The sequence below is a fragment of the Brevibacterium otitidis genome (assembly GCF_042429315.1).
Taxonomy (GTDB): domain Bacteria; phylum Actinomycetota; class Actinomycetes; order Actinomycetales; family Brevibacteriaceae; genus Brevibacterium; species Brevibacterium otitidis.
The window spans coordinates 1-26,440 of record NZ_JBHMAU010000068.1; the positions used below are offsets into that span (position 1 = coordinate 1).

At 67.7% G+C, this 26,440-nt stretch carries 27 protein-coding genes; 20 read left to right on the plus strand and 7 right to left on the minus strand.

The window, feature by feature from the left end; all coding sequences use genetic code 11:
• Window positions 1-184: 184 nt before the first annotated feature.
• The gene (gene lexA, locus ACFFN1_RS11060) at window positions 185-835 is read right to left on the minus strand and encodes a transcriptional repressor LexA (RefSeq protein ID WP_376840838.1); all 651 of its coding nucleotides are present in this window, start codon (window positions 833-835) and stop codon (window positions 185-187) included.
• 369 nt (window positions 836-1,204) lie between these two features.
• Between lexA and ACFFN1_RS11065 the strand changes: the two genes are divergently transcribed.
• The 8 genes from ACFFN1_RS11065 to udk all read left to right on the plus strand — a co-directional run bounded on the left by ACFFN1_RS11065 (window position 1,205) and on the right by udk (window position 6,853).
• The gene (locus tag ACFFN1_RS11065; RefSeq protein ID WP_376840792.1) at window positions 1,205-1,567 is read left to right on the plus strand and encodes a LysM peptidoglycan-binding domain-containing protein; all 363 of its coding nucleotides are present in this window, start codon (window positions 1,205-1,207) and stop codon (window positions 1,565-1,567) included.
• A 9-nt stretch (window positions 1,568-1,576) separates the two neighbouring features.
• Window positions 1,577-2,722, plus strand: coding sequence for a histidinol-phosphate transaminase (locus tag ACFFN1_RS11070; protein ID WP_376840793.1), 1,146 nt, complete (start codon window positions 1,577-1,579; stop codon window positions 2,720-2,722).
• Window positions 2,719-3,321: an imidazoleglycerol-phosphate dehydratase HisB gene (gene hisB / locus ACFFN1_RS11075; protein WP_376840794.1), complete on the plus strand. Its 603-nt coding sequence runs from the start codon at window positions 2,719-2,721 to the stop codon at window positions 3,319-3,321. Before ACFFN1_RS11070 ends, hisB begins: the two co-directional genes overlap by 4 nt.
• Entirely contained in the window at window positions 3,318-3,917 is a 600-nt protein-coding gene (locus ACFFN1_RS11080) for a hypothetical protein (RefSeq protein ID WP_376840795.1), read from the plus strand. Before hisB ends, ACFFN1_RS11080 begins: the two co-directional genes overlap by 4 nt.
• Window positions 3,914-4,537, plus strand: a complete 624-nt coding sequence (gene hisH, locus ACFFN1_RS11085) for an imidazole glycerol phosphate synthase subunit HisH (protein ID WP_376840796.1) — start codon at window positions 3,914-3,916, stop codon at window positions 4,535-4,537. Before ACFFN1_RS11080 ends, hisH begins: the two co-directional genes overlap by 4 nt.
• Window positions 4,538-4,548: 11 nt before the next feature.
• Window positions 4,549-5,292, plus strand: coding sequence for a bifunctional 1-(5-phosphoribosyl)-5-((5-phosphoribosylamino)methylideneamino)imidazole-4-carboxamide isomerase/phosphoribosylanthranilate isomerase PriA (gene priA, locus ACFFN1_RS11090; RefSeq protein WP_376840797.1), 744 nt, complete (start codon window positions 4,549-4,551; stop codon window positions 5,290-5,292).
• Complete coding sequence (locus ACFFN1_RS11095) at window positions 5,292-6,101, plus strand: SseB family protein (RefSeq protein WP_376840798.1); 810 nt, start codon at window positions 5,292-5,294, stop codon at window positions 6,099-6,101. The genes priA and ACFFN1_RS11095 overlap by 1 nt, the downstream gene beginning before the upstream one ends.
• A 110-nt stretch (window positions 6,102-6,211) precedes the next feature.
• The gene (gene udk, locus ACFFN1_RS11100) at window positions 6,212-6,853 is read left to right on the plus strand and encodes a uridine kinase (protein WP_376840799.1); all 642 of its coding nucleotides are present in this window, start codon (window positions 6,212-6,214) and stop codon (window positions 6,851-6,853) included.
• A 115-nt stretch (window positions 6,854-6,968) separates the two neighbouring features.
• Here udk and ACFFN1_RS11105 read toward each other — a convergent pair whose 3' ends face one another.
• Both ACFFN1_RS11105 and ACFFN1_RS11110 read right to left on the minus strand, forming a co-directional pair.
• Entirely contained in the window at window positions 6,969-8,492 is a 1,524-nt protein-coding gene (locus ACFFN1_RS11105) for a catalase (protein ID WP_376840800.1), read from the minus strand.
• A 76-nt stretch (window positions 8,493-8,568) separates the two neighbouring features.
• Window positions 8,569-9,048, minus strand: a complete 480-nt coding sequence (locus tag ACFFN1_RS11110; RefSeq protein WP_376840801.1) for a Fur family transcriptional regulator — start codon at window positions 9,046-9,048, stop codon at window positions 8,569-8,571.
• 223 nt (window positions 9,049-9,271) lie between these two features.
• On the opposite strand from ACFFN1_RS11110, the gene ACFFN1_RS11115 reads away from it, so the two are divergent.
• Window positions 9,272-10,852, plus strand: coding sequence for an AbgT family transporter (locus ACFFN1_RS11115; protein WP_376840802.1), 1,581 nt, complete (start codon window positions 9,272-9,274; stop codon window positions 10,850-10,852).
• A 134-nt stretch (window positions 10,853-10,986) separates the two neighbouring features.
• Window positions 10,987-12,321, plus strand: coding sequence for a M20 family metallopeptidase (locus ACFFN1_RS11120; protein WP_376840803.1), 1,335 nt, complete (start codon window positions 10,987-10,989; stop codon window positions 12,319-12,321).
• Between the two features lie 69 nt (window positions 12,322-12,390).
• On the opposite strand, the gene ACFFN1_RS11125 is transcribed toward ACFFN1_RS11120, so the two are convergent.
• Window positions 12,391-12,780 (minus strand): DUF1844 domain-containing protein, encoded by a 390-nt coding sequence (locus ACFFN1_RS11125; RefSeq protein ID WP_376840804.1) that lies wholly within the window; start codon window positions 12,778-12,780, stop codon window positions 12,391-12,393.
• 330 nt (window positions 12,781-13,110) lie between these two features.
• Between ACFFN1_RS11125 and infC the strand changes: the two genes are divergently transcribed.
• The 6 genes from infC (at window position 13,111) to panB (ending at window position 16,996) form a co-directional block, all read left to right on the plus strand.
• Complete coding sequence (gene infC, locus ACFFN1_RS11130) at window positions 13,111-13,722, plus strand: translation initiation factor IF-3 (protein ID WP_376840839.1); 612 nt, start codon at window positions 13,111-13,113, stop codon at window positions 13,720-13,722.
• Window positions 13,723-13,821: 99 nt separating this feature from the next.
• Window positions 13,822-14,019, plus strand: a complete 198-nt coding sequence (gene rpmI, locus ACFFN1_RS11135) for a 50S ribosomal protein L35 (RefSeq protein WP_102162652.1) — start codon at window positions 13,822-13,824, stop codon at window positions 14,017-14,019.
• Between the two features lie 69 nt (window positions 14,020-14,088).
• Window positions 14,089-14,478 carry a 50S ribosomal protein L20 gene (gene rplT, locus ACFFN1_RS11140; protein ID WP_376840805.1) on the plus strand — a complete coding sequence of 130 codons (390 nt, stop codon included), beginning with the start codon at window positions 14,089-14,091 and terminating at the stop codon, window positions 14,476-14,478.
• 110 nt (window positions 14,479-14,588) lie between these two features.
• The gene (locus ACFFN1_RS11145) at window positions 14,589-15,464 is read left to right on the plus strand and encodes a TrmH family RNA methyltransferase (protein WP_376840806.1); all 876 of its coding nucleotides are present in this window, start codon (window positions 14,589-14,591) and stop codon (window positions 15,462-15,464) included.
• Window positions 15,461-16,075 (plus strand): class I SAM-dependent methyltransferase, encoded by a 615-nt coding sequence (locus ACFFN1_RS11150; RefSeq protein WP_376840807.1) that lies wholly within the window; start codon window positions 15,461-15,463, stop codon window positions 16,073-16,075. The genes ACFFN1_RS11145 and ACFFN1_RS11150 overlap by 4 nt, the downstream gene beginning before the upstream one ends.
• Window positions 16,076-16,108: 33 nt before the next feature.
• Window positions 16,109-16,996 (plus strand): 3-methyl-2-oxobutanoate hydroxymethyltransferase, encoded by an 888-nt coding sequence (gene panB, locus ACFFN1_RS11155; RefSeq protein WP_376840808.1) that lies wholly within the window; start codon window positions 16,109-16,111, stop codon window positions 16,994-16,996.
• A 4-nt stretch (window positions 16,997-17,000) separates the two neighbouring features.
• On the opposite strand, the gene ACFFN1_RS11160 is transcribed toward panB, so the two are convergent.
• Complete coding sequence (locus tag ACFFN1_RS11160; protein WP_376840810.1) at window positions 17,001-18,440, minus strand: MFS transporter; 1,440 nt, start codon at window positions 18,438-18,440, stop codon at window positions 17,001-17,003.
• A gap of 4 nt (window positions 18,441-18,444) precedes the next feature.
• Window positions 18,445-18,681 carry a class I SAM-dependent methyltransferase gene (locus ACFFN1_RS11165; RefSeq protein ID WP_376840811.1) on the minus strand — a complete coding sequence of 79 codons (237 nt, stop codon included), beginning with the start codon at window positions 18,679-18,681 and terminating at the stop codon, window positions 18,445-18,447.
• A 140-nt stretch (window positions 18,682-18,821) separates the two neighbouring features.
• Here ACFFN1_RS11165 and pheS point away from each other — a divergent pair, with 140 nt between their 5' ends.
• From pheS to ACFFN1_RS11185, 4 genes are read left to right on the plus strand one after another with little or no spacing between them, the layout of a single operon-like run.
• A complete protein-coding gene (gene pheS, locus ACFFN1_RS11170; RefSeq protein ID WP_376840812.1) occupies window positions 18,822-19,865 on the plus strand; it encodes a phenylalanine--tRNA ligase subunit alpha in 1,044 nt (347 codons plus the stop codon).
• A complete protein-coding gene (gene pheT / locus ACFFN1_RS11175; RefSeq protein ID WP_376840813.1) occupies window positions 19,865-22,384 on the plus strand; it encodes a phenylalanine--tRNA ligase subunit beta in 2,520 nt (839 codons plus the stop codon). The genes pheS and pheT overlap by 1 nt, the downstream gene beginning before the upstream one ends.
• A gap of 1 nt (window position 22,385) precedes the next feature.
• The gene (locus ACFFN1_RS11180) at window positions 22,386-23,222 is read left to right on the plus strand and encodes an SDR family NAD(P)-dependent oxidoreductase (protein ID WP_376840814.1); all 837 of its coding nucleotides are present in this window, start codon (window positions 22,386-22,388) and stop codon (window positions 23,220-23,222) included.
• Window positions 23,223-23,253: 31 nt separating this feature from the next.
• Complete coding sequence (locus ACFFN1_RS11185) at window positions 23,254-25,263, plus strand: ABC1 kinase family protein (RefSeq protein ID WP_376840815.1); 2,010 nt, start codon at window positions 23,254-23,256, stop codon at window positions 25,261-25,263.
• A 162-nt stretch (window positions 25,264-25,425) separates the two neighbouring features.
• Here the strand turns inward: ACFFN1_RS11185 and ACFFN1_RS11190 are convergent, their stop codons facing one another.
• Entirely contained in the window at window positions 25,426-26,400 is a 975-nt protein-coding gene (locus ACFFN1_RS11190; protein ID WP_376840816.1) for a quinone oxidoreductase family protein, read from the minus strand.
• Window positions 26,401-26,440: the final 40 nt, after the last annotated feature.

Sequence of the window (26,440 nt, forward strand, 5' to 3'; positions counted from 1 at the left end):
AGTTGCGGGGTTTGAATGGTCCTAGGTTTCGTTCGTTGGCGGTTGTTAAAGTTGGTTCACGTAGCACAACAGTTTTCGTAAAGCTATTGCACCCTAGCTGTTCAAGGTAAGCTCAAGTACTTCGGAGACGACTGCGGCGCCCGCTCCGAAGAGCAGGCGCCGCAGAATCCTTGGCGGGCAGTGATCACACGCGGCGGATGACCGCCACGACGATGCCCATGATCGTGGCATAGGTGCCGTCGATCGGGTCGTAGTCCTTGTTCTCCGGCAGCAGCCACTGCACGCCGTTGCGGCGCTGCAGCCGCTTGACCGTGGCCTCATCGTCGAGCAGCGCCGCGACGATCTCACCGTTCTCCGCGGTGGGCTGCCTGCGCACGACGACCCAGTCGCCATCGCAGATCGCAGCTTCGATCATCGAGTCGCCGACGACGTTGAGCAGGAACAGGTCGCCGCTGCCGACTACCTGGCGCGGCAGTGAGAAGACATCCTCGACCGACTCCTCAGCCAGCACTGGTCCACCGGCTGCGATCCGGCCGAGTACCGGCACCTGGGCCAGATTCGAGGACTCGATGAAGGCCTCCTCGACCGCCTTGGCGGCCTCATCGGCCGGATTGACGATCTCGATGGCGCGCGGGCGCCGCGGATCCCGGCGCAGATAGCCCAGGCGCTCGAGCTGCGCGAGCTGGTGGGCGACGCTGGAGAGCGACGCCAGACCGGCGGCCTTGCCGATCTCGCGCATGCTCGGCGGATAGCCGTTGTCGATGACGGCCTGTTCGATGGTCTGCAGGACGATCTTCTGCCGCGGTGTCAGCCGCCGGTCATCAGCCCCGACCATGTTGAGCGAGGCCTCCTCGTCGATGCCCTGGCGGGCCCGGAACTCCTCGATCTCGGAGATGATGTCCGCATTGCTCGGGCGGCCTCGGCCTCTCTTCTTCTGTTCGCTCATCCTTCTTCCCCCGTTGTTCAGTCGAGCGTTTGTGCTGGTCAGCAAGCGATGTCAGTGCCTGCTGGCAGTGTGTCCAGCAGGCCCGCGGGCTCGCGTTCGAATCCATTTTCGCACAGATGTTCGCTGTGACTGGACATTTCTTCGAATATGTTCTTAAATAGTACATGTGTTCGAGCTTCCGGCCCGGTGGAGGGAAGCCGCCGGGCCGGAGCAGAACGCACCAGCCTGCTAGGGAAGACAGGATCTGAGGAGGACACCATGAGCACAGCAGTGATGAGCGCTTGGAGCCGTACTGGTGCGGAAGGCCGCACCTGGAGGCTGACCCCGCGGGGCAAGCAGGGTCTGCGTCTGCTGCGCACCATCGCGATGGCAGCCGTCATCGTCGGTGCTGTGGCGCTGCTGATGCTCATGGTGCGTCCCCAACAGGCGATCGGCAGTGCAGATCCGGTGATCCCGGCTGAGACCGTCGTCGTTGAGGAGGGGCAGACGCTGTGGAGCATCGCCAGCGCGGCGGCCGGCGGCGGCGACCCGCGTGACACCATGCACGCCATCATCGAGATGAACGGCCTGGAGACCTCGGTCGTCCACCCCGGGCAGGAGCTTGAAGTCCCGGCTCGATAGACTGGTGCGGTGCTTTCGCTCAGTGATCTGCCGATTCGCGACGACCTGCGCGGCAAAGAGCCCTACGGGGCACCGCAGCTCGACGTCGACGTTGCTCTCAACGTCAATGAGAACTCTCACCCGGTGCCCCCGTCGGTCGTCGACGCGGTGCGCCGGGCCATTGACGCTGAGCTCAGCGGCCTGAATCGGTATCCTGACCGGGAGTTCACTCGGCTGCGGGAGCTCCTGCTGACCTATGTGCAGGAATTCGCTCGTCGGCAGTCCGCTGACGGTGCGACGCCTGTCGGTGGTCTCACCGCTGACTGGCTGTGGGCGGCCAATGGGTCGAACGAAGTCCTCTCACACATCCTGCAGGCCTTCGGCGGGCCTGGCCGCACCGCCCTCGGCTTCGTCCCCAGCTATTCGATGCACCCGCTCATTAGCGAGTCGACCGGAGCGCGCTGGATCGCCGTCGACAGGGGAGCGGACTTCGGCCTCGACGCCGATACCGCCGTTGCTGCTGTGCGTGAGCACCAGCCCGATGTCGTCTTCCTCTGCACCCCGAACAATCCGACCGGCGGCAGACTGCGCACCGAGGTCATCGAAGCGGTGCTGAACGCCAGCACCGGCATCGTCATCGTCGATGAGGCCTACGCCGAGTTCGCCCGTCCCGGCTACACCACCGCCGTGCACCTGCTGCCGCAGCATCCGCGCCTCGTCATCTCCCGCACCATGAGCAAGGCCTTCGCCTTCGCAGGCGCTCGCCTGGGCTATGCGATCGCCCACCCGGCGCTCATCGATGCGCTGCGGCTCGTGCGCCTGCCCTACCACCTCTCAGCGCTGACCCAGGCAGCCGCCTGTGCAGCCCTGGAGCACACCCCGGCGCTGCTCGAGAACGTCGAGGCCCTCATCACCGAACGCGACCGCATGGTCACCGCTCTCGATCAGCGCGGCTTCGATGTCGCAGAGACCGACTCGAACTTCGTGCTCTTCGGCGGAGTCGCCGATCCGGCGCTGCTGTGGGAGCGGCTGCTCGACGCCGGAGTGCTCATCCGCGACATCGGCATCCCCGGCCATCTGCGCGTCAATGCCGGCACCCCAGCAGAGACCAGCGCATTCATCGACGCCATCACCGCCATCGTCGCCGCTCACCCCGACACCCTGGAGAACTCATGACAGGCCGCATCGCCACCTCCGCTCGCCGCACGAGCGAGTCAGACGTCGAGGTCACCATCAACCTCGACGGCGCCGGAGCAGCCGATATTTCGACGAGTGTGCCCTTCTTCGACCACATGCTCACGGCGCTGGCCAAGCACTCCCTGTGCGATCTGAAGGTGACAGCCACCGGTGACACCCACATCGACGTCCACCACACGGTCGAGGACACCGCGATCGTCATCGGCGACGCCATCCGCGAAGCTCTCGGCGACAAGGCCGGCATCCGCCGCTACGGCGATGCCACCGTGCCGCTCGACGAGGCGCTGGCACAGTGCGTCATCGACATCTCCGGTCGCCCCTACTTCGTCCACACCGGCGAGCCGGAAGGACAGCAGTACCACCTCATCGGCGGGCACTTCACCGGCTCGCTGGTCGGCCACGCCCTCGAATCGCTGTCCGTGCACGCCGGCATCACCGCACACCTGCGGCTGCTCGCCGGCCGCGATCCGCACCACATCGCCGAAGCCCAGTTCAAAGCCTATGCTCGCGCGCTGCGCACCGCGCTGGAAGACGATCCGCGCACCAGCGCCGTGCCGAGCACGAAGGGAGCCCTGTGAGCCGGACCGTCATCGTCACCCCCTTCGGCAGGGCCGAGCAGCTCTCTGCCGCCTGCACCCTGTCCGGCATCCGCTGCGATGTCGTGCCGATCGGGAGCTTCTCCGCCATCGTGCTCGACGACACGAGCATCGCCGAAGGCAATGAGATCGCTGCGACGATCTCGAAGCTGGCCGGCAAACACGAAGTGCTGCTGCTGGCCCGCAATGATGAGCAGATCGACGCCGGACACTACCGCAACGGCAGCCGCGAAGCCGATGTGCCGGCCGGCCTGGCACTGACGAATCTGCCGGAGGAGACCGAGAAGCTGCTGCTGGAGACGCTCGCCCCGCGCGACATCGACGGCCACATCGACACCTCGAAGATGTCGAAGCTCGAAGCCAGCAAAGCGACGATGACCCCGCAGCGCGAAGCCATCGCCCGCACCGCGCTGCTGTGGATGGTCGTCGCGCTGCTGGGCCTCATCGGCGTCATCGCCAGCTTCATCGCCGTGTTCAGCGGCAGCATGCTCGCCTGGGGCGGTGTCGTCATCTCCGCTGTCGTCATCGGCGTCTCCGCCCAGCGCATCACCCGACTGCTCGGAGCAGCCCGCACATGAGCGCCGATATCGTCGTCCTCGACTACGGCGCCGGCAACGTCCACTCCGCACTGCGCGCCGTCGAACGCGCCGGCGCGACAGCTGAGCTCAGCGCCGATCCTGACCGGGCCGCGGCAGCCGACGGCCTGCTCGTGCCCGGCGTCGGCGCCTTCTCCGCAGTCATGGACGCCCTTGACAACGCCGGCGCCGTCGACGTCATCCGCGAGCGGCACCGGCAGCAGCGCCCGCTGCTCGGCATCTGCGTGGGCATGCAGGTGCTCTACACCTCGGGAACGGAGCACGGCCGCACGAGTGACGGCATCGGACTGTGGGACGGCGCGGTCTGTCGCATCGACGCCGCAGTGCTGCCGCATATGGGATGGAACACCGTCACCGCAGCAGCCGGCAGCGCGATGTTCGCCGGCATCGCCGCGGAGCGCTTCTACTTCGTCCACTCCTATGCCGCCACCACCGCCCCACCCGAGGCGGCCGTCACCATCTGCAGTCTGGACAGCCCGTTCATCGCCGCAGTCGAAGACGGCACCACCTGGGCCACCCAGTTCCACCCTGAGAAGTCCGGCCGGGCAGGAACCGCGCTGCTGGCCAACTGGATCCGCACGCTGAGCGCAGCGCAGAAATGAAAGAAGAGGTCATGTCACAGCTTGCAAGCGAACCCGCCCTGACACTGCTGTCGGCAGTCGACGTCGCCAACGGCACCGCCGTGCGCCTCGTCAAGGGAGAAGCCGGCACCGAAACGGAGTACGGCAACCCCGTCGAGGTCGCCCAGCAGTTCGAAGACGGCGGCGCCGAATGGATCCACCTCGTCGACCTCGACGCCGCTTTCAGCCGCGGCACGAACTACGCGCTGCTCGCACAGGTGACGAAGGCCGTCTCCATCAAGGTCGAGCTCTCCGGCGGCATCCGCGACACCGAATCCCTCGAACGCGCCCTCGACACCGGAGCTGAGCGCGTCAACATCGGCACCGCCGCACTGGAGAACCCCGCCTGGACGGCCGAGGTCATCGCCGCCTACGGCGACCGGATCGCCATCGGCCTCGACGTGCGCGGCACCACCCTGGCCGCGCGCGGCTGGACCCGTGAGGGCGGCGACCTCTACGAGATCCTCACACAGCTCGAAGAAGCCGGCTGCAGCCGCTATGTCGTCACCGATGTCAACAAGGACGGTACCCTGCAGGGACCCAACACCGATCTGCTGCGCGATATCGCGTCCCGGACCGACAAGCCGATCGTCGCCTCCGGAGGCGTCTCCAGCCTCGACGACCTGCGCGCCATCCGCGAACTCGTGCCGCTCGGCGTCGACTCGGCGATTGTGGGCAAGGCCCTCTACGCCGGCAAGTTCTCCCTCCAGGAAGCTCTCGAAGTCGCAGGACGCTGATGACCGAACCGCAGCCGCCGGGCAGCCGGGCGCTGCCGCCGCACATCGCCGCCGGGCAGACGGATTCGGCCGGCACTCCCTGGCAGGGCCGCGACCTCAAACCCAATCCGTTCTCCGGCGACACCGGGGAGGCCGATGCCGGTCTGCTGCGCGCCCTGCAGGCCGCAGCCGCAGCGCCGCTGGATCCGCAGCGCCACCGCGATGTGCTCACCGCCTTCGCACAGGTGCGCATCTATGCGCCGGTGGTGCCGGCGGCAGTCGAGCACAGCGTCGACGAGCGCGGACTCGTCCACGACAACAAGTCGGAGATGGCGATGGTCCGGTTGGCCGCCGAAGACGGCCGGGATTGCACCCCGGCCTTCACCGACATCCCCACGCTCACAGCCTGGGCCGATGCGGCGCGCCCGGTGCCGATCGAAAGCGAACGGCTGTGCGTGGCTGCGATCGAAGAGGACTCCCAGCTCGTCGTCATCGACCCCGGCAGCCCGCACGCCTTCCTGCTGCGCCGCACCGCACTGTGGTCCTTCGTCCAAGGCCATGACTGGTACCCGGCCTGGGCCGATCAGCGGGTGGCCAAGGCAGCCGCCGCAGCAGCGGCCGGCAGCGACTTCATCACCGCCATCGGCGTGCAGCCGGGCAGCGGCAGCGTGCACATCAGCGGCCCGGAGATCCGGCTCGTGCTCCGCGTCAGCCGCCGGCCCCAGCAGCACGAGCTCGCAGCCTTCCAGCAGCGGCTGAGCGCGCACGAGGAGTTCGTCAGCCTCGTCGATTCGCTCGCGATCACGCTCACGGACGCCGAGCCGAGCTGAAGGCGGCGGCAGAAGCGCGGGCCAGCAGCCGCCTCGGGAGGGGCTGTCAGCGCAGCAGCCGCTGAGCTTATAGGCTGGGACGAATGACCAGACCGGCCAGGGGAGGGAACGTGAGTCGATCATTCACCATCGGGATCGCAGGCGGCACCGGCAGCGGCAAGACGACGCTGACCCGGGCGCTGGTCGAACGGTTCGCCGGACGCACCTCCGTCATCTACCACGACAACTACTACAAGCAGCATGACAATCTCAGCTATGAGGAGCGGGCGGCGCTGAACTTCGACTCACCTGACGCCTTCGACACCGCGCTCATGATTGAGCAGCTGCGCACCCTCATGAGCGGTGAGCCCATCGACTGCCCGGTCTACGACTTCGCCGCCCACAACCGTGCGGAGGAGACCGTCCGGATCGCCCCGGCCCCGGTGCTCATCGTCGAGGGGATCCTCATCCTCTCCGAACCCGAGCTCGTCGACCTGCTCGACCTCAAGCTCTTCGTCGACACCGATGCCGATGTGCGGATCCTCCGGCGCATCAAACGCGATGTCATCGAGCGCGGCCGGACCCTCGAATCCGTCGAACAGCAGTACCTGGAGACGGTCAAGCCGATGCACGACCTCTACGTCGAACCTGCGAAGCGCCGCGCCGATCTCATCGTGCCTGAAGGCGGCCACAACCTCGTCGCCCTCGATATGCTCATCCGCCACGTCGACAGCAGCATCCAGACCCCGGCACTGGCAGACGAGGAGTTCTGACACCGGACAACACCGAACACATGAAGCGGGGCCGCTGCCCGGGAATCTCTCCCCGGGCAGCGGCCCCGCAGCGGCTGCGTCAGACGCTCATGCGTCTGCGGCAGTGCTGAGCAGATCAGCTCGGCGTGTTGAGGGTGGACTTGGTGCCGCCGTTCTCCTTCTGGGCTGCGCGCACGACGTTCTCCACGCGTGCACCGAGATCGGCGTCGACGTTCTTCCAGTACTCGAAGGCCTTGACAAGGATCTCCTCGGTCACGCCGTTGAGCAGGTGACCGGAGATGTTGCCGACCATGCGGTCGCGGGCGGCATCGTCCATGACCTCGCGCACGAGCGCACCTGCCTGCGAGAAGTCGTCATCATCCTCGCGCAGCGTCGGAGCCGAGCGCAGTACGTCTCCGTCGACATCGACGAGGTTGTTCTCCGTCACGCGGGAGGCATCAGCATGCGGACCGCCGTAGGAGTTCGGCGCGTAGACCGGCTGCTCCTTCGGGTAGTTCTCGTAGGACATGCTGCCGTCCTTCGAGTAGCTGTGCTTGACAGCGGCCTTCGGACGGTTGACCGGCAGCTGTGCGTAGTTCGCACCGATGCGGTAGCGGTGGATGTCGGCGTAGGCGAAGATGCGTCCCATGAGCATCTTGTCCGGGCTCAGGCCGGTGCCGGGCACCAGGTTCGACGGAGCGAAGGCAGCCTGCTCGATCTCGGAGTGGAAGTCCTCCGGATTGCGGTTGAGCTCCATCACACCGACCTCGGTCAGCGGGTAGTCCTCATGCGGCCAGATCTTCGTGACGTCGAAGGGGTTGAAGCGGTAGGTCTTGGCATCCTCGTACGGCATAATCTGAACCATCAGACGCCACGACGGGTAGTTGCCGGCCTTGATCGCCTCGAACAGGTCGCGGCGGTGGAAGTCGGCATCGATGCCGGCCATCTGATCGGCTTCCTCAGCGGAGAAGCCCTCATGGCCGTACTTCTCGATGAACTCATCCTTTTGGTTCGACTTGAAGTGGTACTTCACCCAGTAGCGCTCGCCCTCGGCGTTGACCCACTGGAAGGTGTGGGAGCCGTAGCCGTTCTGCTCACGCCAGGACCGCGGGATGCCGCGGTCGCCCATGAGGTAGGTGACCTGGTGGGCCGAGGCCGGAACCTGGGTCCAGAAGTCCCACTGCATGTTGTGATCGCGCAGACCCGAATCGCTCATTCGCTTCTGCGAGTGGATGAAGTCCGGGAACTGGATGGCATCGCGGATGAAGAAGATCGGGGTGTTGTTGCCCACGATGTCGAGGTTGCCCTCGGTGGTGTAGAACTTCACGGCGAAACCACGCGGATCGCGCCAGGTGTCAGGCGAGCCCTGCTCACCGGCGACGGTCGAGAAGCGGGTGAGCACCTCGGTCTCGGTGCCCGGCTGGAACACAGCAGCGCGGGTGTACTTCGAGACGTCGTTGGTCACGGTGAACGTACCGAAGGCACCGCCGCCCTTAGCGTGCACCACGCGTTCCGGGACGCGCTCGCGGTTGAAATGGGCGAGCTTCTCGATGAGGTAGTGATCCTGCAGCAGGATCGGGCCGTTCGGGCCGACGGTCAGCGAGTGCTCATCGCTGCCGACCGGGATGCCGAAGTCATTGGTCGTGAATTTCTCAGTCACACGTCCTCCTGAAGTGAAGCGCGTGGCGCGTGTGCACGCCGACGCACATGGGGTTGCGGTGGAGTGGTTGCTTGTTCTAGCCAGCCGACTGCTCGACGGACGCCTTCGCTGCGGGCTGATCAGCTCCTGCAGCAGCGGCCTGGCACCGATCGCACAGCCCCCAGTAGACAACTTCGGCCAGCTCGACGGAGAAGCCGAAGTCCTCAGCAGGGTGCATGCACGGCACACCTTCGGACCGGCACGGCACATCCTGGATGTGATGGCACGCCCGGCAGACGAGGTGGTGGTGGTTGTCGTGCCGCTGCAGCTCATAGCGCGCAGCCACCGACCCGGCGGGATCGATGCAGCGCACCAGATCAGCGCGTTCGAAAGCTGAGAGCACATCGTAGACAGTCTGGTGAGAGACCTTCCCGATCCGCGCGCGCGTATGGGCGGTGATCTGCTCGACGTCCGGATGATCGGTCCGTTCGGCCAGGACTTCGAAGACCGCCTGGCGTGGTGCGGTCACTCGCAGGCCGGCCGCCCGGATCGTCTCAGCTGGTGTCGGTGAAGACATGCCCCCATCCTAACAGTTCTCTGGAATGACTCAAGAAAAGGTGAGCCTTACTTTCCGGCTGCACAGCCCTGAGTTCCGCGGGATTCTGCGCCCGCCGCTGTCCTGCATATCAGACACCGAGACTGTTCGATCATTCGAGTGCCGGCTGTGGTGAAGTCGTCTAGGATGATGCCCGAACCGCAGAAGTGATCTGCATCACCCTCCCCGCAGGAGCCCCATAGATATGTCGAGCCCACCCCAGACCGCCGGCAAGCCGAGCATCGGCCAGCGCTTCCTCGACGGAGTCGAGCGCGTCGGCAACAAGCTTCCCGAACCCTTCACTCTGTTCTTAGGACTCTTCCTCATCACCGGCGTTATCTCGACGTTCATGGCGCTTGCCGGTGTCGAGGTCTCAGTCCCCGGCAGCGACGAATCCGTCGCCATCAAGGGCCTGTTCACCGGTGAGGGGCTGTCCTGGTTCACCGCCAACATCGGCGCCAACTACGTCGGCTTCCCGCCGCTGGCCACCGTGCTGCCGCTGCTGCTGGCCGTCGGCGTGGCGGAGAAGACCGGCATGCTCGCTGCGCTCGTGCGGGTGACCTTCAGCTCGGCTCCGCGCTGGATGCTGCCCTACGCCGTCGCCTTCGTCGGCGTCAGCTTTTCGGTCATGGGCGACTCGGCCTTCATCATCATCCCGCCGCTGGCCGCCCTCGTCTTCAAAGCCGCCGGCCGCCACCCGGTCGCCGGTCTGCTCGGCGGATTCGCCGCCACCGGCGCCGGCTACTCCACCTCGATCTTCCCGACCTCGCTCGACGCGCTGTTCGCCGGCATCACCACCGCAGTGATGGACTCCCTGCCCGGCCACGACTACGCCGCGGTCAACCCGATCTCCAACTACTTCTTCAACGTCGCCTCGGCGATCGTGCTCTCGCTCATCGCCGGATTCATCATCGACCGGATCCTCGAACCGCAGCTCGAGCGCACCAACACCCCGCGTGAGGAGACCGAGCTCGACGAGGACGGCAACCCGCACACGCGTGAGGACGAGCTCTCGCCCCACCTCGAGCCCTACGAGAGGAAGGCCCTCATCGGCGCCGGCATCGCCACCGCCCTGCTGGCCGCGCTGCTGCTGTTCGCCTTCCTCATCCCCAGCTCGCCGTGGCGCAATGAGGAGGGCGGCTTCCTGCCGACCTCGCCGCTGCTCGACTCGATCGTGTTCATCGTCTTCGTCGTCTTCTTCACCAACGGCGTTGTCTACGGCGTCATCGCCAAGACGATCACCGGCATGACCGACATCGTCACGATGATGGGCGAGGCGCTGGGGGACATGATGTCCTTCCTCGTGCTGGCCTTCATCCTCGGCCAGTTCATCGCGCTGTTCAACTGGACCGGCATCGGCTCCTGGACCGCCGTCAAGGGTGCGGCCGCACTCGAAGCGATGCAGCTGACCGGCTTCATCGCGATCATCGGCTTCGTCGCCCTGGCCTCCTGCCTCAATCTGCTCATCATCTCCGGCTCCTCGCTGTGGACGCTTATGGCGGCCGTCTTCGTCCCGATGTTCGCGCTCATCGGCTACGAGCCGGCCTTCACCCAGGCGGCCTTCCGCGTCGGCGACTCCGCAACGCAGATCATCACCCCGCTCAACCCGTACATGATCGTGCTGCTGGGCCTCATGCGCCGCTACCAGCCCGACGCCGGCATCGGCACGCTCATGTCGCGGATGCTGCCGTTCGTCATCCCGTTCTGGCTCGCCTGGCTGGGAATGCTCGCCCTGTGGTTCTTCCTCGATCTGCCGCTCGGCCCGGGCAACCCCATCCAGCTCTGATCACCGTTCCCGAGGCGGTGGGCGCTTGCTCCGGCACCCACCGCCTCGGCAGCGGCGTCCTGATCCTGCAGCCGCCGGCCACGGCCGCGGCACTGCCGCTGCGCTGAGTTCCGCGAAGAGGAGGAGCACCCCACATGACCGACAGTCAGCCCACGGTCCCGGATCCCACCTATCTCCATCTGCTCACCGCAGAGATGGACGCCCGGGCAGCAGCCGCCGAACCGCCGGAGAGCCCCTTCGCCGGTGCTCCGGAATCCGCCACCGCGAAGGTGCGGGCCGCCGTCGACGAACTCGCCCCGCAGCTGCTGAGTCTGGCGTCCGATATCTACGGCTATGCCGAGCTCGCCTTCGAAGAGCACCGCTCGGCTGCCCGCATCGCCGAGCAGGTCGAAGCCGCTGGCATCGAGGTCGAACGCGGCGCTTACGGAGTGGAGACAGCGCTGTGCGCCCGCTTCGGACCGGACACCGGCCGCACGATCGGCATCTGCGCGGAGTACGATGCGCTGCCGGAGATCGGCCACGCCTGCGGCCACAATGTCATCGCCGCCACCGGAGTCGGAGCGTTCCTCGCGATCGCGCGGGCCTATGGCGGCCGCGCGGAGGAGCTGCCCGGTCAGGTGGTGCTGCTCGGCACACCGGCCGAGGAGGGGCACACCGGCAAGGAATACATGGCTCGGGCTGGGGCCTTCGACGATCTCGATGCGGCGATCATGCTGCACCCGGCCGGCTACGATGCCGCCGACGTGCTGTGGATCGGCCGCCGCGTCCTCGACGTCACCTTCACCGGCGTGGCCGCGCATGCCTCCGCGCAGCCGTTCATGGGCCGCAACGCCCTCGACGCCGCTTCGCTGCTGTACCAGGGCATCGGACTCATGCGGCAGCAGATGCCGCCGATCGACCGCGTGCATGCGGCCATTCCTGAGGGCGGTGACCGGGCGTCGATCATCACCGAATCCACCCGGGTCAGTCTCTATGTGCGCTCCTCGCATCCGGAGACCCTCATGAACCTGTCCGAGCGGGTCGAGAACATCGCCCGCGGAGCAGCGCTCATGACCGGCTGCGGTGTCGAGGTGAGCTGGGACAAGCATCCGCCGAGCATGCCGGTGCGGGCGAACCAGGCGCTCACCGGACGCTGGTCGATCCGGCAGCAGGAGCGCGGGCGCTCACCGCTGCCGCGCGGCGTCGTCAGCGACACGCTGGCCGCCTCCACCGACTTCGGCAATGTCAGCTATCTGGTGCCCGGCATCCACCCGATGCTCGCGATCGCAGCACCGGATGTGGCCCTGCACACCCGCGGTTTCGCGCAGGCAGCCGCCACCGAGGCGGCCGAGAAGGGTGTGCTCGACGGCGCCTATGGACTCGCCGGGGTGGCGCTCGACTTCCTCTGCGACGATGCGCTCGCCGCAGCCGTCAGGCAGGAGTTCGACGACGCCGGGGGAGTGCTGCGGGCCGCTGAGATGTTCGGCTGAGCCCGCGGATGCCGGCTCAGCCTGCGGGCCTCGGCGGCCTCCGGAAGAACCGGGCTGGACCCGGCAGCGTCAGGAGACGGGGCCGGTGAACTTCTCGCCCGGTCCCTGACCTGGCGCGTCCTGCACGGTGGACGCCTCGCGGAAGGCCAGCTGCAGGCTGCGCAGTCCGTCGCGCAGCGGGCGGGCATGGTGGTCGCCGATCTCCGGAGCGGCGGCGGTGACGAGTCCGGCCAGAGAGGTGATGAGCTTGCGGGCCTCATCGAGATCCATGAGGTCTGCGGCCTTCTGCTCAGGGGTGTCCTCGCTCAGCCCGCACTTGACCGCGGCAGCGCTCATGAGGTGCAGAGCTGCCGAGGAGATGATCTCCAGGGCCGGCACCTCGGCGATGTCGCGGGCGGCCTGCGCATGGGCAGCCGCCAGCTCGGGCTGGAACTCGAAATGCGAAGATGCGTCGGTCATGCCCACCAGCTTCCCACACGCACCCCCGCCGGCCAAGATGCGCCGCCGGCCGACCCGCCTCCTCTCCGGCTCGATGTGCACTTCGCCCCAACGGGTAGTACACTGGACTTCGTGCAAAGTGGAGCTCGGCTCCCACCTGGATCATCATTGGTGATCGGGTTCGAATGACGGCCAGTGCTCTCGCCGGCCGACGCGGTGCGATATCCGCAGTTCGTTCGTCTGGGCTCCCTTGGCATGCGCCGAAAGGGGGCCTTTTCCCTTTCAGCGGTCGTGATCATCATCTGGTGAAGAAGGAGCGAGCACATCAGCGAGCCGCGTATCAATGATCGGATTCGAGTCCCGGAGGTCCGTCTCGTCGGACCCAACGGGGAGCAGGTCGGAATCGTCGCCATCCGCAAGGCGCTCGACCTCGCCCGCGAAGCCGATCTCGACCTTGTTGAGGTTGCACCCCAGGCCAAGCCGCCTGTAGTCAAGCTCATGGACTACGGCAAGTTCAAGTACGAATCGGCGCAGAAGGCACGCGAGGCCCGGAAGAACCAGGCCAACACGGCTCTCAAGGAGATCCGGTTCCGACTGAAGATCGATGAGCACGACTACGAGACCAAGAAGGGCCATGTCTCCCGCTTCCTCAACGGCGGAGACAAGGTCAAGGTCATGATCATGTTCCGTGGACGCGAGCAGTCCCGCCCGGAGATGGGCATCAAGCTGCTCAACCGGCTGGCAGAGGATGTCGCCGAACTCGGAACGGTCGAATCCGCTCCGCGGGTCGACGGCCGCAACATGGTCATGGTCATTGCGCCCGTGCGATCCAAGGCCGATGCCAAGGCGGAATCCCGCCGCGCATCCCGCGGAGCCAAGGGTGCCAGCGCCGAGGTGAAGTCACGCCGCGAGCGCGAAGCACAGGCCAAGGCGGAGAAACGCGAAGCCGAGGCCCAGGCATAAGTTTGAGGCCTCCCGGCCCCATGGTCGGGAAGCGCACCGTGCAGCGCCAGCCCCCGCCTCGGGCGCGGCTGCGCAAGAGAACGATAAGGAGACGGCACTATGCCGAAGCAGAAGACCCACAGCGGTGCCAAGAAGCGCATGCGCATCACCGGCAGCGGCAAGGTCATGCGTGAGCGTGTCAACAAGCGCCACCTGGCTGAGCACAAGTCCTCGCGGCGCAAGCGCCGCCTGTCCGTCGACCAGGTCATGACCGGCGGCGACGCCGCCAAGGCCCGCAAGCTGCTGGGCAAGGCCTGAGACGCAGACACCGGGCTTGCTGCCTGAGCGCACCTGAGTGCGCGCACCGATCTTTATAAGGAGTGACACGTGGCACGTGTGAAAAGGGCGATCAACGCCAAGAAGAAGCGCAGGGTCATTCTCGACCGTGCGTCCGGCTACCGCGGACAGCGTTCGCGTCTGTACCGCAAGGCCAAGGAACAGGTCATCCACTCGCTGGTCTACAGCTACCGTGACCGTCGGGCCCGGAAGGGCGACTTCCGTCGCCTGTGGATCCAGCGCATCAACGCTGGCGCCCGCGCCAACGGCATGACCTACAACCGCTTCATCCAGGGCCTCAAGGCCGCTGGAGTCGAAGTCGACCGCCGCATGCTCGCCGAGCTCGCGGTCAACGACGCAGCGACCTTCGCCTCGCTCGTCAAGGTCGCCAAGGAGGCCCTGCCCTCCGACGTCAACGCCGCCAAGACCTCGGCAGCCTGACACAGCTGAACTCGGCGGCCGGGCAACGGCCGCAGCGGTGACCGACCGCACCCACTCAGCCCCGGGAACACCACCCGGGGCTGAGTGCTGTCTGCGGGTAGGGTTGAGCTATGGCACCGACACCCCCTCACTCTCCGCAGCCAGCTGAGCTGCCCGTGCACCCCGGCCTCACCGGCCCGGTGCTCACCTCCCCGCAGTCCAAGCGGATTAAAGAGGCCGGCAAGCTGCTCAAGCGCCAATGGCGGAACAAGACCGGCCACTTCCTCGTCGAGGGACCCCAGGCCGTGCGCGAGGCGCTGGCCGGTGAGGTGCCGATCGTCGACGCCTTCATGACGGCTGAGTCCGCTGCACGCCATCCCGACCTCATCGAACTGGCCGGCAGGCGCAAGGTGCGGCTGCGCCAGGTCGCCGGTGAGCTGCTGCCGCTCATCTCCGACACCGTCGCCAGCCAGGGCGTGGTGCTCGTCTGCGAACAGCGCACCGCTGAGCTCACCTCAGTGGTGACCGGTGAAGCGAAGCTGCTCGTCGTCCTCTCCCAGGTCCGCGATCCCGGCAATTCCGGCACCGTCATCCGCGTCGCCGATGCCGCCGGCGCTGACGGGGTCATCATCACCTCCAACAGTGTCGACGCCTTCAACCCGAAGGTCGTGCGCTCGACCGCCGGCTCCGTCTTCCACCTGCCGATCGTCACCGGCGTCGGCCTGTCCGAGGTGACTGAGCTCGCCCGCGCCCGCGGCCAGCAGGTGCTCGCCGCCGATGCCCACCCGCCGGCACACGACCTGCACGTGCCCTGGGACACCGGCCTCGACCTCAGCCGCCCGACCCTCTGGGTCTTCGGCAGCGAAGCCCACGGCCTGCCCGAGGCCGACCGCGCACTGTGCGACGCCGCAGTCGCGATCCCGCTCTACGGCCAGGCCGAAAGTCTCAACCTCGCCACCGCCGCGAGCATCTGCATCTACGAATCCGCCCGCAGCCAGCTGATGTGAGCCGGCATGGCGCAGGCGGCTGGAACCACAACATTCACTACCACCGGAGGATCCTCGCATCCCTGCCGCCAGCAACTCGGACGGTGCTCGATGCCGGCGCCGGCACCGGACAGCTCGCACAGACACTGGCCGCTGCAGGGTATGCCGTCACCGCCATCGACCGTGCCGCTGACCTCGCTGTGACTCCGCGCGTGCCGGGATTGACATGGATCACCGGTGATGTGCTCACCTACGACTTCGGCACCGCCTTCGACGCCGTTGTCAGCGTGGCCGTGCTGCACCACCTACCCGACCTCACCGCAGCGCTCACGCGGCTGGCCGGCCTCACCGCTGACGGCGGGACGCTCATCGTCATCGGCCTGGCCCGGCCGACCCGGCCGAGCGATCACCTCATCCACGCAGCCGGTGCCGTCATCCACCGCCTCCAGGTGCTGCGGCACGGTTGGCAGACCGACCCGGCAACCACCTGCTGGCCGCCGCAGCACTCCTACGCCCAGGTGCGCCGCACAGCAGCCCAGCTGCTGCCCGGAGCAGAGTTCCGCCGGCTGCCGCTGTGGCGCTACGAGCTCAGATGGAGGAAACTGCCTGCCGGTTCAGGCATGAGTCCGTAGACTGAACGGACGCCCATCGAGCCGAGGAGCACCATGACCGAGCAGCCATCACCCTACGGATCCGGCAGCGGAACCGGCACACGCCAGGGCTCCGCCCAGCCGCAGACCTCCGCCGGCCCGCAGCCGGCCGGGCGCGTGCGCATCCGCCACCTGCAGGACTACAAGCAGCAGGGCGTCAAATGGGCGATGCTGACCTCCTATGACCAGCTGAGCGCCGGGATCTTCGACGAAGCCGGCATCCCCGTCCTGCTCGTCGGCGATTCGGCGGCCAACAACGTCTACGGCTACGAGACCACCCTGCCGGTCACCGTCGATGAGCTCATCCCGCTCGTGCGGGCCGTGACCGGCAGCACCCGGCGCGCCCTCGTCGTCGCCGACCTGCCCTTCGGGTCCTACCAGGAATCGCCCGAGCAGTGCTTCGCCACGTCTGCCCGCTTCATGAAGGAAGCCGGCGCACACGCCGTCAAGCTCGAAGGCGGCACTGAGATGGTGCCCCAGATCGAGAAGCTCGCTGCCGGCGGCATACCTGTCATGGCCCACATCGGCTTCACCCCGCAGGCCGAGCATCAGCTCGGCGGCTACCGTGTGCAGGGCCGCGGCGACGCCGCCCAGGGACTCCTCGACACCGCCCGCGCAGTCGAGGCCGCCGGCGCCTTCGCCGTCGTCCTCGAAATGGTCCCCGGCGAGGCTGCTGCGGCGATCACCGAATCGCTGTCGATCCCCACGATCGGGATCGGCGCCGGAGCCGACTGCGATGCGCAGGTGCTCGTGTGGCAGGACATGGCCGGGCTGCGCGGCGGGCGGATGCCGCGCTTCGTCAAGCAGTACGCCGACCTGCGCACCAGCCTGCTCGATGCCGCCCGCGCCTACGCCTCCGACGTCGAATCCGGAACCTTCCCGGCAGCCGAGCACACCTTCTGACCGTCTAGCGGCGCAGGCTCGGCGGCCGCCACAGCGCGACGAGACCGAGTGCGATGACCCCGCTGACCGCCATCGCGGCGATGAGCGGCTGCCAGCGGGCCGGCTCGAACTGCTCACCGATGATGAGCGCCATGATGACCATCGCGATGACCGCACCGAGGTAGCGGGTGAGCTGGAACAGCCCGGCGGCCACACCGGCCGAGCCGCGCTGCGCTGAGGCGAACATGCCCTGATTGAGGCCGAGCGGAATGAGCCCGTAGGGCATTCCGGCCACGGCGAGGATGAGCACATCAAACACCGGGTGTCCAGCGGTGCCCACCAGCCACATGAGCGCGAGTGCCGAGAACAGCAGCGCGCAGCCGCCGAACACGAACGGCCGCAGACCCAGCCGCGTAATGAGCCGGGTGGCCGGCATGACCGACAGTGCCGACACGATCGCCAGCACCGCCATGAGCATCCCAACCTGCGCGACCGGGTAGCCGCGGGCGATCTCGTAGAACTGCGGGAACCCGAACATCCACAGGTAGAAGATGACGTTGAACGTCGCGAACTGCGCGAGCACCAGCAGCAGCGAGGTGTTCGCCTTGAGCTCGCGCAGGTCGAGCACCGGATGCGGGGCGCGCAGCTCCCACCACGCGAACGCCGCCCCGGTGATGACCGCAACCGCGAACAGCGCAAGCCTGAGCCCGGGCAGCGAATCGAGCAGTGCGAGGATGAACGCACTCATCGCCACTGTGAACCCGATGATGCCGGGCACGTCGATGAACAGCGCCAGGTTCGCTCGCTTGCGACCCGCTCCCGAGGCGGTGGCCGCCGTGTCCTCCGCCAGAGCGGGAGTGGACGGCCGGCCTGCTTCGAGTTGCCCGGCTGTGAGCGCATCGGCCGGGGCGGCGCGGGCGACGAGGATGAGGCCCAGCAGTGCCGGGGGCACATTGAGCCAGAACTGGGCATGCCAGCCGAAGGCCGCCAGCAGGAGCCCACCGGCGACAGGGCCGAGGGCCATGCCGAGGGTGTTGACGACCTGGATGCGGCCGAGTGCCCGCACAGACTCCGGTCCCGGTGGGATCCAGGCGCCGAGCAGCGTCACCGCCGAGGGGTAGGCGCACGCTGTGCCGACGGCCAGCAGGCCGCGGGCGATGGACAGGGAGACGATCCCGGTGGCGAGCATCGACCACACGGTGGCGATGAGCACGACGACCATCCCGGCGACGAAGATCTTCTTGGGCCCGAACCTGTCGGCACACCGGCCGAGGACCGGCTGGGCGGTGCAGGAGACGAGGTAGAAGACCGTGACGGCCCAGCTGACGTGAGCGAACCCGACCCCGAAGTCCCGGGCGATCGCGATGAGCGCGACGGTGATCATCGTCGAGTTCATCGGGTTGAGCCACGTTCCCATCGTCAGCCCCGTCATGAGGGCGCGATGATTCGGTAGCGATGACGACATGGGTTCACTCTACGACTGCAGCCTGCAGACGCAGGGCGCCTGTCACGAGGTGAGAACCGGCGCGGGCGTCGACAGCAGCCCTCGCATCGTAGACGTTCGACTCGACGTATTCGATGTCGGCACCGCACTCAGCGGCCAGCTCTCTGGCCCGGCGCAGCGACTCACCGGAGAGGTCGACGCCGACGACCCGGCCGGCACCCTGCCGTTTGAGGCCGATGGTGTCGGTGCCGAGGTGGGACACTAGGCAGGCACGCCCGGTGAGGCAATACCAGCCGGACGCGGTCACAGGCCGGTGCCCGGTTCGTTAGACTGGCTCGTGGTCTGCTCCTGCGCCGGGATGCGCGGGATGCGATGGAGAGTCCGCTAACAGAAAGAAGGCAGATGTCTGCGCCAGTCGATCCGCGCGATGAGTCCGCCGTCGCCGCCGCCGTCGAGGCTGCGCTGACGGCGTTCGATGCCGCCTCGAACCTCGATGAGCTCAAGACCGCCCGGCTGGCCCACATGGGTGACAAGGCGCCGCTGGCGCTGGCGAACCGGGAGATCGGCACGCTCGACAAGTCGGAGAAGGCAGCTGCCGGCAAGCTCGTCGGCCAGTCCCGCGGACAGGTGAAGAAGGCTCACGACGTCCGCCTGGCAGCGCTCGAGGAGCAGCGCGACGCCGAGGTGCTCGTCGCCGAGGCGATCGACGTCACCCTGCCCTCGGCCCGCCGCCGAGGCGGTGCCCGCCACCCGCTGCAGCTCATCCAGGAGCGCATCGCCGACCACTTCATCGGCCACGGCTGGGAAGTCGCCGAAGGCCCCGAGATCGAATCCGAGTGGCTGAACTTCGACTCCCTGAACTTCGGCCCCGACCACCCGGCCCGCCAGATGCAGGACACCTTCTTCGTCGAGCCCGTCGAAGCCGGCCTCGTGCTGCGCACCCACACCTCCCCGGTGCAGTCGCGTTCGCTGCTCGAACGCGGCGCCCCGCTGTACGTCGTATGCCCGGGCAAGACCTTTCGCACCGATGAGCTCGACGCCACCCACACCCCGGTGTTCCACCAGGTCGAGGGCATCGCGATCGACAAGAACCTCACGATGGCCCACCTCAGGGGCACCCTCGACGAATTCGCCCGCGCGATGTTCGGACCCGAATCGCGCACCCGGCTGCGGCCGAGCTTTTTCCCGTTCACCGAGCCGAGCGCGGAGATGGACTTCTGGTTCCCCAATAAGGTCGGCGGGCCCGGCTGGATCGAATGGGGCGGCTGCGGCATGGTCCACCCGAATGTGCTGCGCTCCGCCGGCATCGACCCGGACGTCTACCAGGGCTTCGCCTTCGGCATGGGCATCGAGCGCACGCTCATGCTCCAGGAGGGCATCAACGATATGCACGACATGGTCGAAGGCGACCTGCGGTTCTCAGCACGGTTTGGAGTGAATGCCTGATGCTCGTCCCACTCGAATGGCTCGCCGACTACGTCGACCTCTCCGTCGTCGACGACTCGCGCGTCCTCGCGGCCGAACTGGCCAGCATCGGCCTGGAGGAAGAGGACTTCATCGCCCCCGAGGTCACCGGCCCGCTCGTCGTCGGCCGGGTCCTCGAACTGGAGAAGGAGACCCACTCCAACGGCAAAACCGTCAACTGGTGCCAGGTCGACGTCGGCGAGGACGAACCGCGCGGCATCATCTGCGGTGCCCACAACTTCCAAGCCGGCGACCTCATCGCCGCCGCACTGCCCGGCGCGGTGCTGCCCGGCGGCTTCGCCATCAGCGCCCGCAAGACCTACGGCCACATCTCCGACGGCATGATCTGCTCGTCCAAGGAGCTCGGCCTCGGCGAGGACCACGAGGGCATCATCGTCCTCACCCGCCTCGGGCTGACCGGCGAACCCGGTGACGACGCACGAGAACTGCTCGGCCTCGACCGAGTCACCCTCGACGTCAACGTCACCCCCGACCGCGGCTACCAACTGTCGATGCGCGGCATCGCCCGCGAATTCGCGATGCTCAAAGGCCAGGACTTCAACGATCCAGCCGACCAGCCGGCACCGGAGCCCACCGCGGACGGCTACCCAGTCGAGCTGGCCGATGATGCCCCGATCCACGGCGCGGCCGGCTGCGACCGGTTCACCGCCCTGCAGGTCACCGGCATCGACCCGAACGCCCAGACCCCGTACTGGATGCAGCGCCGGCTCACCGAAGCCGGCATGCGCCCGATCAGCCTGAGCGTCGACGTCACCAACTACGTCATGCTCGAACTCGGCCAGCCGCTGCACGCCTACGACCGCGACGCCCTCGGCGAGCGGATCATCGTCCGCCGCGCGCAGGCAGGGGAGAAGCTCACCACCCTTGACGACGTCACCCGCACCCTCGATGTCGAGGATCTCCTCATCACCGATGAGGGCGGCGCGGCAGGCGAGAGCCGGATCATCGGGCTGGCCGGCGTCATGGGCGGAGCCGAGCTCGAAGTCGGCCCCGAGACCCGCAACGTCCTCATCGAAGCCGCCCACTTCGACCCGATCTCGATCGCCCGCACCGCCCGCCGGCACCGGCTGCCGAGCGAGGCCGCCCGCCGCTTCGAACGCGGCGTCGACCCCGCCCTCGGGCCGGTGGCCGCCAAGCGCTGCGCGGACCTGCTCGTCGAACTCGGCGGCGGCACCCTCGAACCGGCCATCACCATCGCCGGGGACGCCCCGCAGGCCCGCACCGTCAGGCTTGCAGCCGATCTGCCCAACCGGCGGCTGGGCACCGAGGACAGCCGTGCGGACATCGTCCGGCTGCTCGCTGCCGTCGGCTGCCAGGTCACCGACCCCGAAGCCGAGGTCTTCGAGGTCACCGTCCCGACGTGGCGGGCCGACCTGACCGACGACGTCGACCTCGTCGAGGAGATCGCCCGCGCCGGCGGCTACGACCGCATCCCGTCCGTGCTGCCGGTGGCCCCCGGCGGCACGGGCCTCAACGCCGCCCAGGCGGCACGCCGGCGGATCTCGAACCTGCTGACCGCGCTGGGCTACTCCGAGGTGCTGACCTACCCGTTCACCTCCGAGGCCCGCAGCGACGAGCTGCGCATCCCGGAAGGCGACGCGCGCCGTGCCAACATCCGGCTGGCCAACCCGATGGCTGAGGACCAGCCGCTCATGCGCACCCACCTGCTCGCCACCCTTGTCGATGCCGCCGCCCGCAACCTCGGCCGCGGTTTCAAGGACATCGCGATCTTCGAAGCCGGGCTCGTGACCCAGCCGCAGAGGACCGAGCTCTCACCAGTCGAGTCTTATGCCCCGGGGTATCACCCGAGCGAGGACGAACTGGCCGCGATCTTCGCCTCGGTGCCAGCCCAGCCGTACCACTTCGCCGGCATCATGGCAGGCTACGCCGAAGCCCCCGGAGTGCTCGGCGCCGGCCGGAAAGCCGATGCCGCCGATGTCATCGACACGGTGCACCGGATCGCCGCCTCGTGCGGACTCGAGCTCACCGTGACCGCTGACCAGATCGCCCCGTACCATCCGGGACGCTGTGCACGCTTCGACTTCGCTGATGGCACCCACTTCGGCCACGCCGGCGAGCTGCATCCGAAGGTCTGCGAGACCCTCGACTTGCCCGCCCGCACGGTCGCCTTCGAGGTCAGCCTCGATGCGCTGCTGACCCAATCCGACACCCGCGCCTGGGCCGGGGTGCTCTCGACTTACCCGGTCTCCCGGCAGGACGTCGCCCTGCTCGTCGACGAGGCGACCCCCGCCTCGGCGGTGGCCGAGGCGCTGCGCGAAGGTGCGGGAACCGAACTGGAGGACGTCGAGATCTTCGACCTCTACGCAGGCGACCAGGTGCCCGAGGGCAAGAAGTCGCTGGCCTTCCGTCTGACCTTCCGCGCCCCGGACCGCACGATGACCGCCGACGAGGCCTCCGCGCTGCGTGAGGCCGCCACCGCCGTGGCCGCAGAGCGCTTCGGCGCCGAGGTGAGGAGCTGAGATGGCCGCACCGCAGACCACCCGACCGCTGACCCTCATCACCGGGGGAGCCCGCGGCATCGGCCGGATCCTGGCGACCGGCTTCGCCGCCGCCGGCTACCCGGTGGCGATCACCGCCACCGACACCGCCCGCGCCCAGGCGGCTGCCGCTGAGATCGCCGCCGAGACCTCGGGCACGGTGACCGGGTTCGGCGTCGACGTCTCGCAGCCGGACTCCGTGGCCGCCCTGCGCGGCGACATCGAGGCACATGCCCAGGCCACGGGAGTGCGCCTCGGGGTGCTCATCAACAACGCCGGGCGGGTCGAATCGAGCGAAGGCCCGCTGTGGGAAGCCGACCCGGCCTCCCTCGTCGAGGTGATCGGCACCAATGTCATCGGTCCACTGCTCATGATCAACGCCTTCGCCCCGGTCCTCATCGCCACCGCCGAAGCGACCGGCCAGCCGGGCCGCATCATCGACCTCAACTCCGGATCCGGCGCGCAGGGCACCCCCGCCTACGGCGCCTACTCAGCATCGAAGGCTGCGCTGTTCCGGATCGCCGACTCCGTCGTCCACTTCGGCGACGAGAAGGGGTTGAAGATCTTCGAACTGGCACCCGGCGTCATCCGCTCGGACATGACCGCCTCGATGCCGATGCACGACTGGCGCACCGACGCCGACTGGACTTCACCTGCCGAGCTCGCCGCACTGGCGCTCGCAGCAGGCTCCGGTGAGCTCGACGGGTGGACCGGCCGCTACATCCGCGCTGGTCACGACACTGCAGAAACGCTCAGCCAGCAGATCCCCGCAGCCGGCTCACAAGTCCGTAAGCTGATCACGGAGATGGACATCCGCTGAAGCTGGGCAGACACGAGGAAGGCAGACGAACATGAACGTGCTCTACTCGATCCTCCTCGGTCTGCTCAATGCGGTCATCGTCGGCGTGCTCGTGCGCCGGACGATCACCGTCGGCACCGGGACGCTGCGCAACACGATCGTCTCGCTCGTCATGGGCATGTCGCTGTGGCCGATCACCCTGCAGAGCTACGAGCTGCTCGGCATCTCCCAGGGCGGGCAGATCCCGTGGATCGAGATGAGCTTCCCGGCCGTGATGGTCTTCCTGCTCATCTTCGCCTGGCTCATCGTCATCCAGATGTTCCTGCTGCTGGCCATCGAACTCGTGCTGCCCTCCGGCACCTTCACCTCGGTCATGCGCCAGATCGTGCGCCTGCCGGTGCTCTACCGGCGGGTCAGCCGCGTCTCCCAGATCCAGCGCATCCTGCTGCGCTACGGACTCGCCCGCTACCTGCGCCCGCGGATCCCGACCCTGAAGGTCTCGATGCGCGAGATCGCACGCACCACCGCCGAGGCGTTCGCCGCCGCAGGCGTCACCTTCGTCAAGCTCGGCCAGTTCATCGCCACCCGCTCCGACGTTGTGCCCGTCGAGTTCGTCGAGGAGTTCTCCAAGCTGCAGTCCGATGTGCCGCCGGTCGACTTCGACCAGATCCGTCCGGTGCTCGAGCGCTCCTTCGGCAGACCCGTCGATGAGGTGTTCTCCACCTTCGACGAGACGCCGCTGGCTGCCGCTTCGGTCGCCCAGGTCCACGCCGCCCGGCTGCCGGACGGGACCCCAGTCGTCGTCAAGGTCCAGCGTCCGCACCTGCGCAAGCAGGTCCGCGCCGATTCCGACATCATCCGCGCGCTGGCTGACCAGGCGCACAACCGGGCAGGCTGGGCGAAGAAGATCGGCGTGCGCTCGATCGCCCGCGGCTTCCTCGAATCGCTCAGCGAAGAGCTCGACTACGGCACCGAGGTGCGCAACACCCAGCTGCTGCGCGAGGCCGTCCAGCACCACGGCAACGGCTGGCCCCACGGGCCCGACGGGCAGCCGCTCGTCGACGTCCCGCGCGTGCACCCCGAACTCAGCGGCGAACGCGTCATCGTCCTCGAGCGCGTCGACGGCATCCCCCTGTCGAAGGCCGGAGACGTGGTCGCGAACCTCTCGAAGATTGCCCGCCGGGAGGCAGCCGACCAGCTCTTCATGACCGTCGCCCGGCAGGTGCTGCACAAGGGCGTCTTCCACGCCGACCTGCACGCCGGCAACATCCTCATCGACCCGGCCGGACGCCTCGGGCTCATCGACTTCGGCAATGTCGGCCGCCTCGACATGCGCGACCGCCGCGACATCGCCCTGCTGCTCATGGCCTTCGAACGGCAGAACTCGCAGGCCGCCACCACCGCGATCCTCGACCTGTTCGGCGTGCCGGCCGGCGTCGACATCCGTCTGCTGCAGCGCGAGATCGGCCAGATCATGCTCCAGTTCGACGGCGGCTCCGGAAGCTCATCGGCGATGTTCTCCGAGCTGCTGTCCTTCGTCGTCGACAACGGCTTCGAACTGCCCACCGCTGTCGCCGATGCATTCCGGGCGATCTCCACGCTGGAAGGCAGCCTCAAGAAGCTCGATCCGACAATCGACCTGCTCGACCTCGTGCGCGCTCACAGCGACACGCTCATGCGCGGGGCGGTGAGCTTCCGGGACAGCCTCGGCCACGCTGACCTCTACGTCACCGCCAACGCTCCGATGCTCGCCTCGCTGCCGGCCCAGATCAGCCGAATCGCCCAGCACCTGGAGGACGGCACCCTCGACATCGGCACCAGCGGCCTCAACATCGACCTCATCAAGAACCTCGTGCGCACGACGGTCGACCAGCTGGTCCAGGTCATCATCGCCACCGCCCTCATCCTCGGCGGCGTCGTCATGATGTCAGCTGACTTCGGCCCGCCGCTGGCTCCGGATCTCAAGCTGTTCACCTACTTCGGCGCGTGGGTGCTGTTAGGCGGCTTCGTGCTCGCCGCGGTCGTGCTGGCGCCGGCGCTGGCGACCCGGCGATTCAAGTAGCGCGACCCCGGATCGAAGCCAGGCTCATCAGCCGATTGACGGGTTGAACGCATCCGGACAGTGCACGATAGTGGGACATGAGCTGGCGGCACCGCGGCCATCATCGACGCCCTTCCCGACGGCACCCCTAAGATCCCGCCGTCGGGAAGCGCAACGCCCGGATCAGGGCTTGAGGATGACCTTGCCGGTGGTCTTGCGTCCCTCGAGCGCACGATGCGCCTCGGCAGCCTCCGCGAGCGGGAACTCGTGGCCGACGCGGAAGTCGAGCCAGCCGGTCGAGAGCCCGTCGAAGAGCATGCCCGAACGCTCGGCCAGTTCCTCGGGGCTGCGGACGAACCACTGCAGCGAGGGGCGGGAGAGGAACTGCCCACCGGAGGAGTTGAGCCGCTGGATGTCGAAGGGCTCGACCGGCCCGGAGGCAGCGCCGAAGAGCACGAGCGAACCGCGCACCTTGAGCGAGGCCAGCGACGCGTCGAAGGTGTCCCTGCCGACCCCGTCATAGGCGACGTCGACACCCTTACCGTCGGTGAGCTCGCGGACGGTGGCGGCGATGTCGACGCCCTCACCGTAGAGGAACACCTCATCCGCTCCGGCACCGCGGGACAGCTCGGCCTTCTCCTCAGTCGAGACCGTCGTGATGACACGGGCGCCGAGGTGCTTGGCCAGCTGGGTGAGCAGCAGTCCGACTCCGCCGGCACCGGCGTGGATGAGGGCGGTCTCCCCCGGCTCGAGGCGGTGCGAACCCGTCGCCAGGTACTGGGCGGTCAGGCCCTGGAGCGGGATCGCGGCAGCGACCTCATCGGACACACCTTCGGGCACCCGCAGCACGCCGTCAGCTGGGACGGCGACACGGGTGGCATAGGAGCCGGGCGCGTTGTGCCAGGCGACCCGGTCGCCGACGGAGAAACCGGTGACACCATCGGCAACAGCGATGACGCGTCCGGCGCCTTCGCTGCCGACGATGTGCGGGAACTCCATCGGATACAGTCCGCTGCGCCGGTAGGTGTCGATGAAGTTGATGCCGGCAGCGGCGACCTCGACGAGGAGCTCGCCGGGACCTGCCTGCGGGTCGTCGATCTCGGTGCAGCGCAGCACCTCCGGTCCGCCGGCTTCGATCGCCTGTACAACGTGGGCCACAGCCCCTCCTGAATAAAGTTCGATGGTGCAGTATGATTAT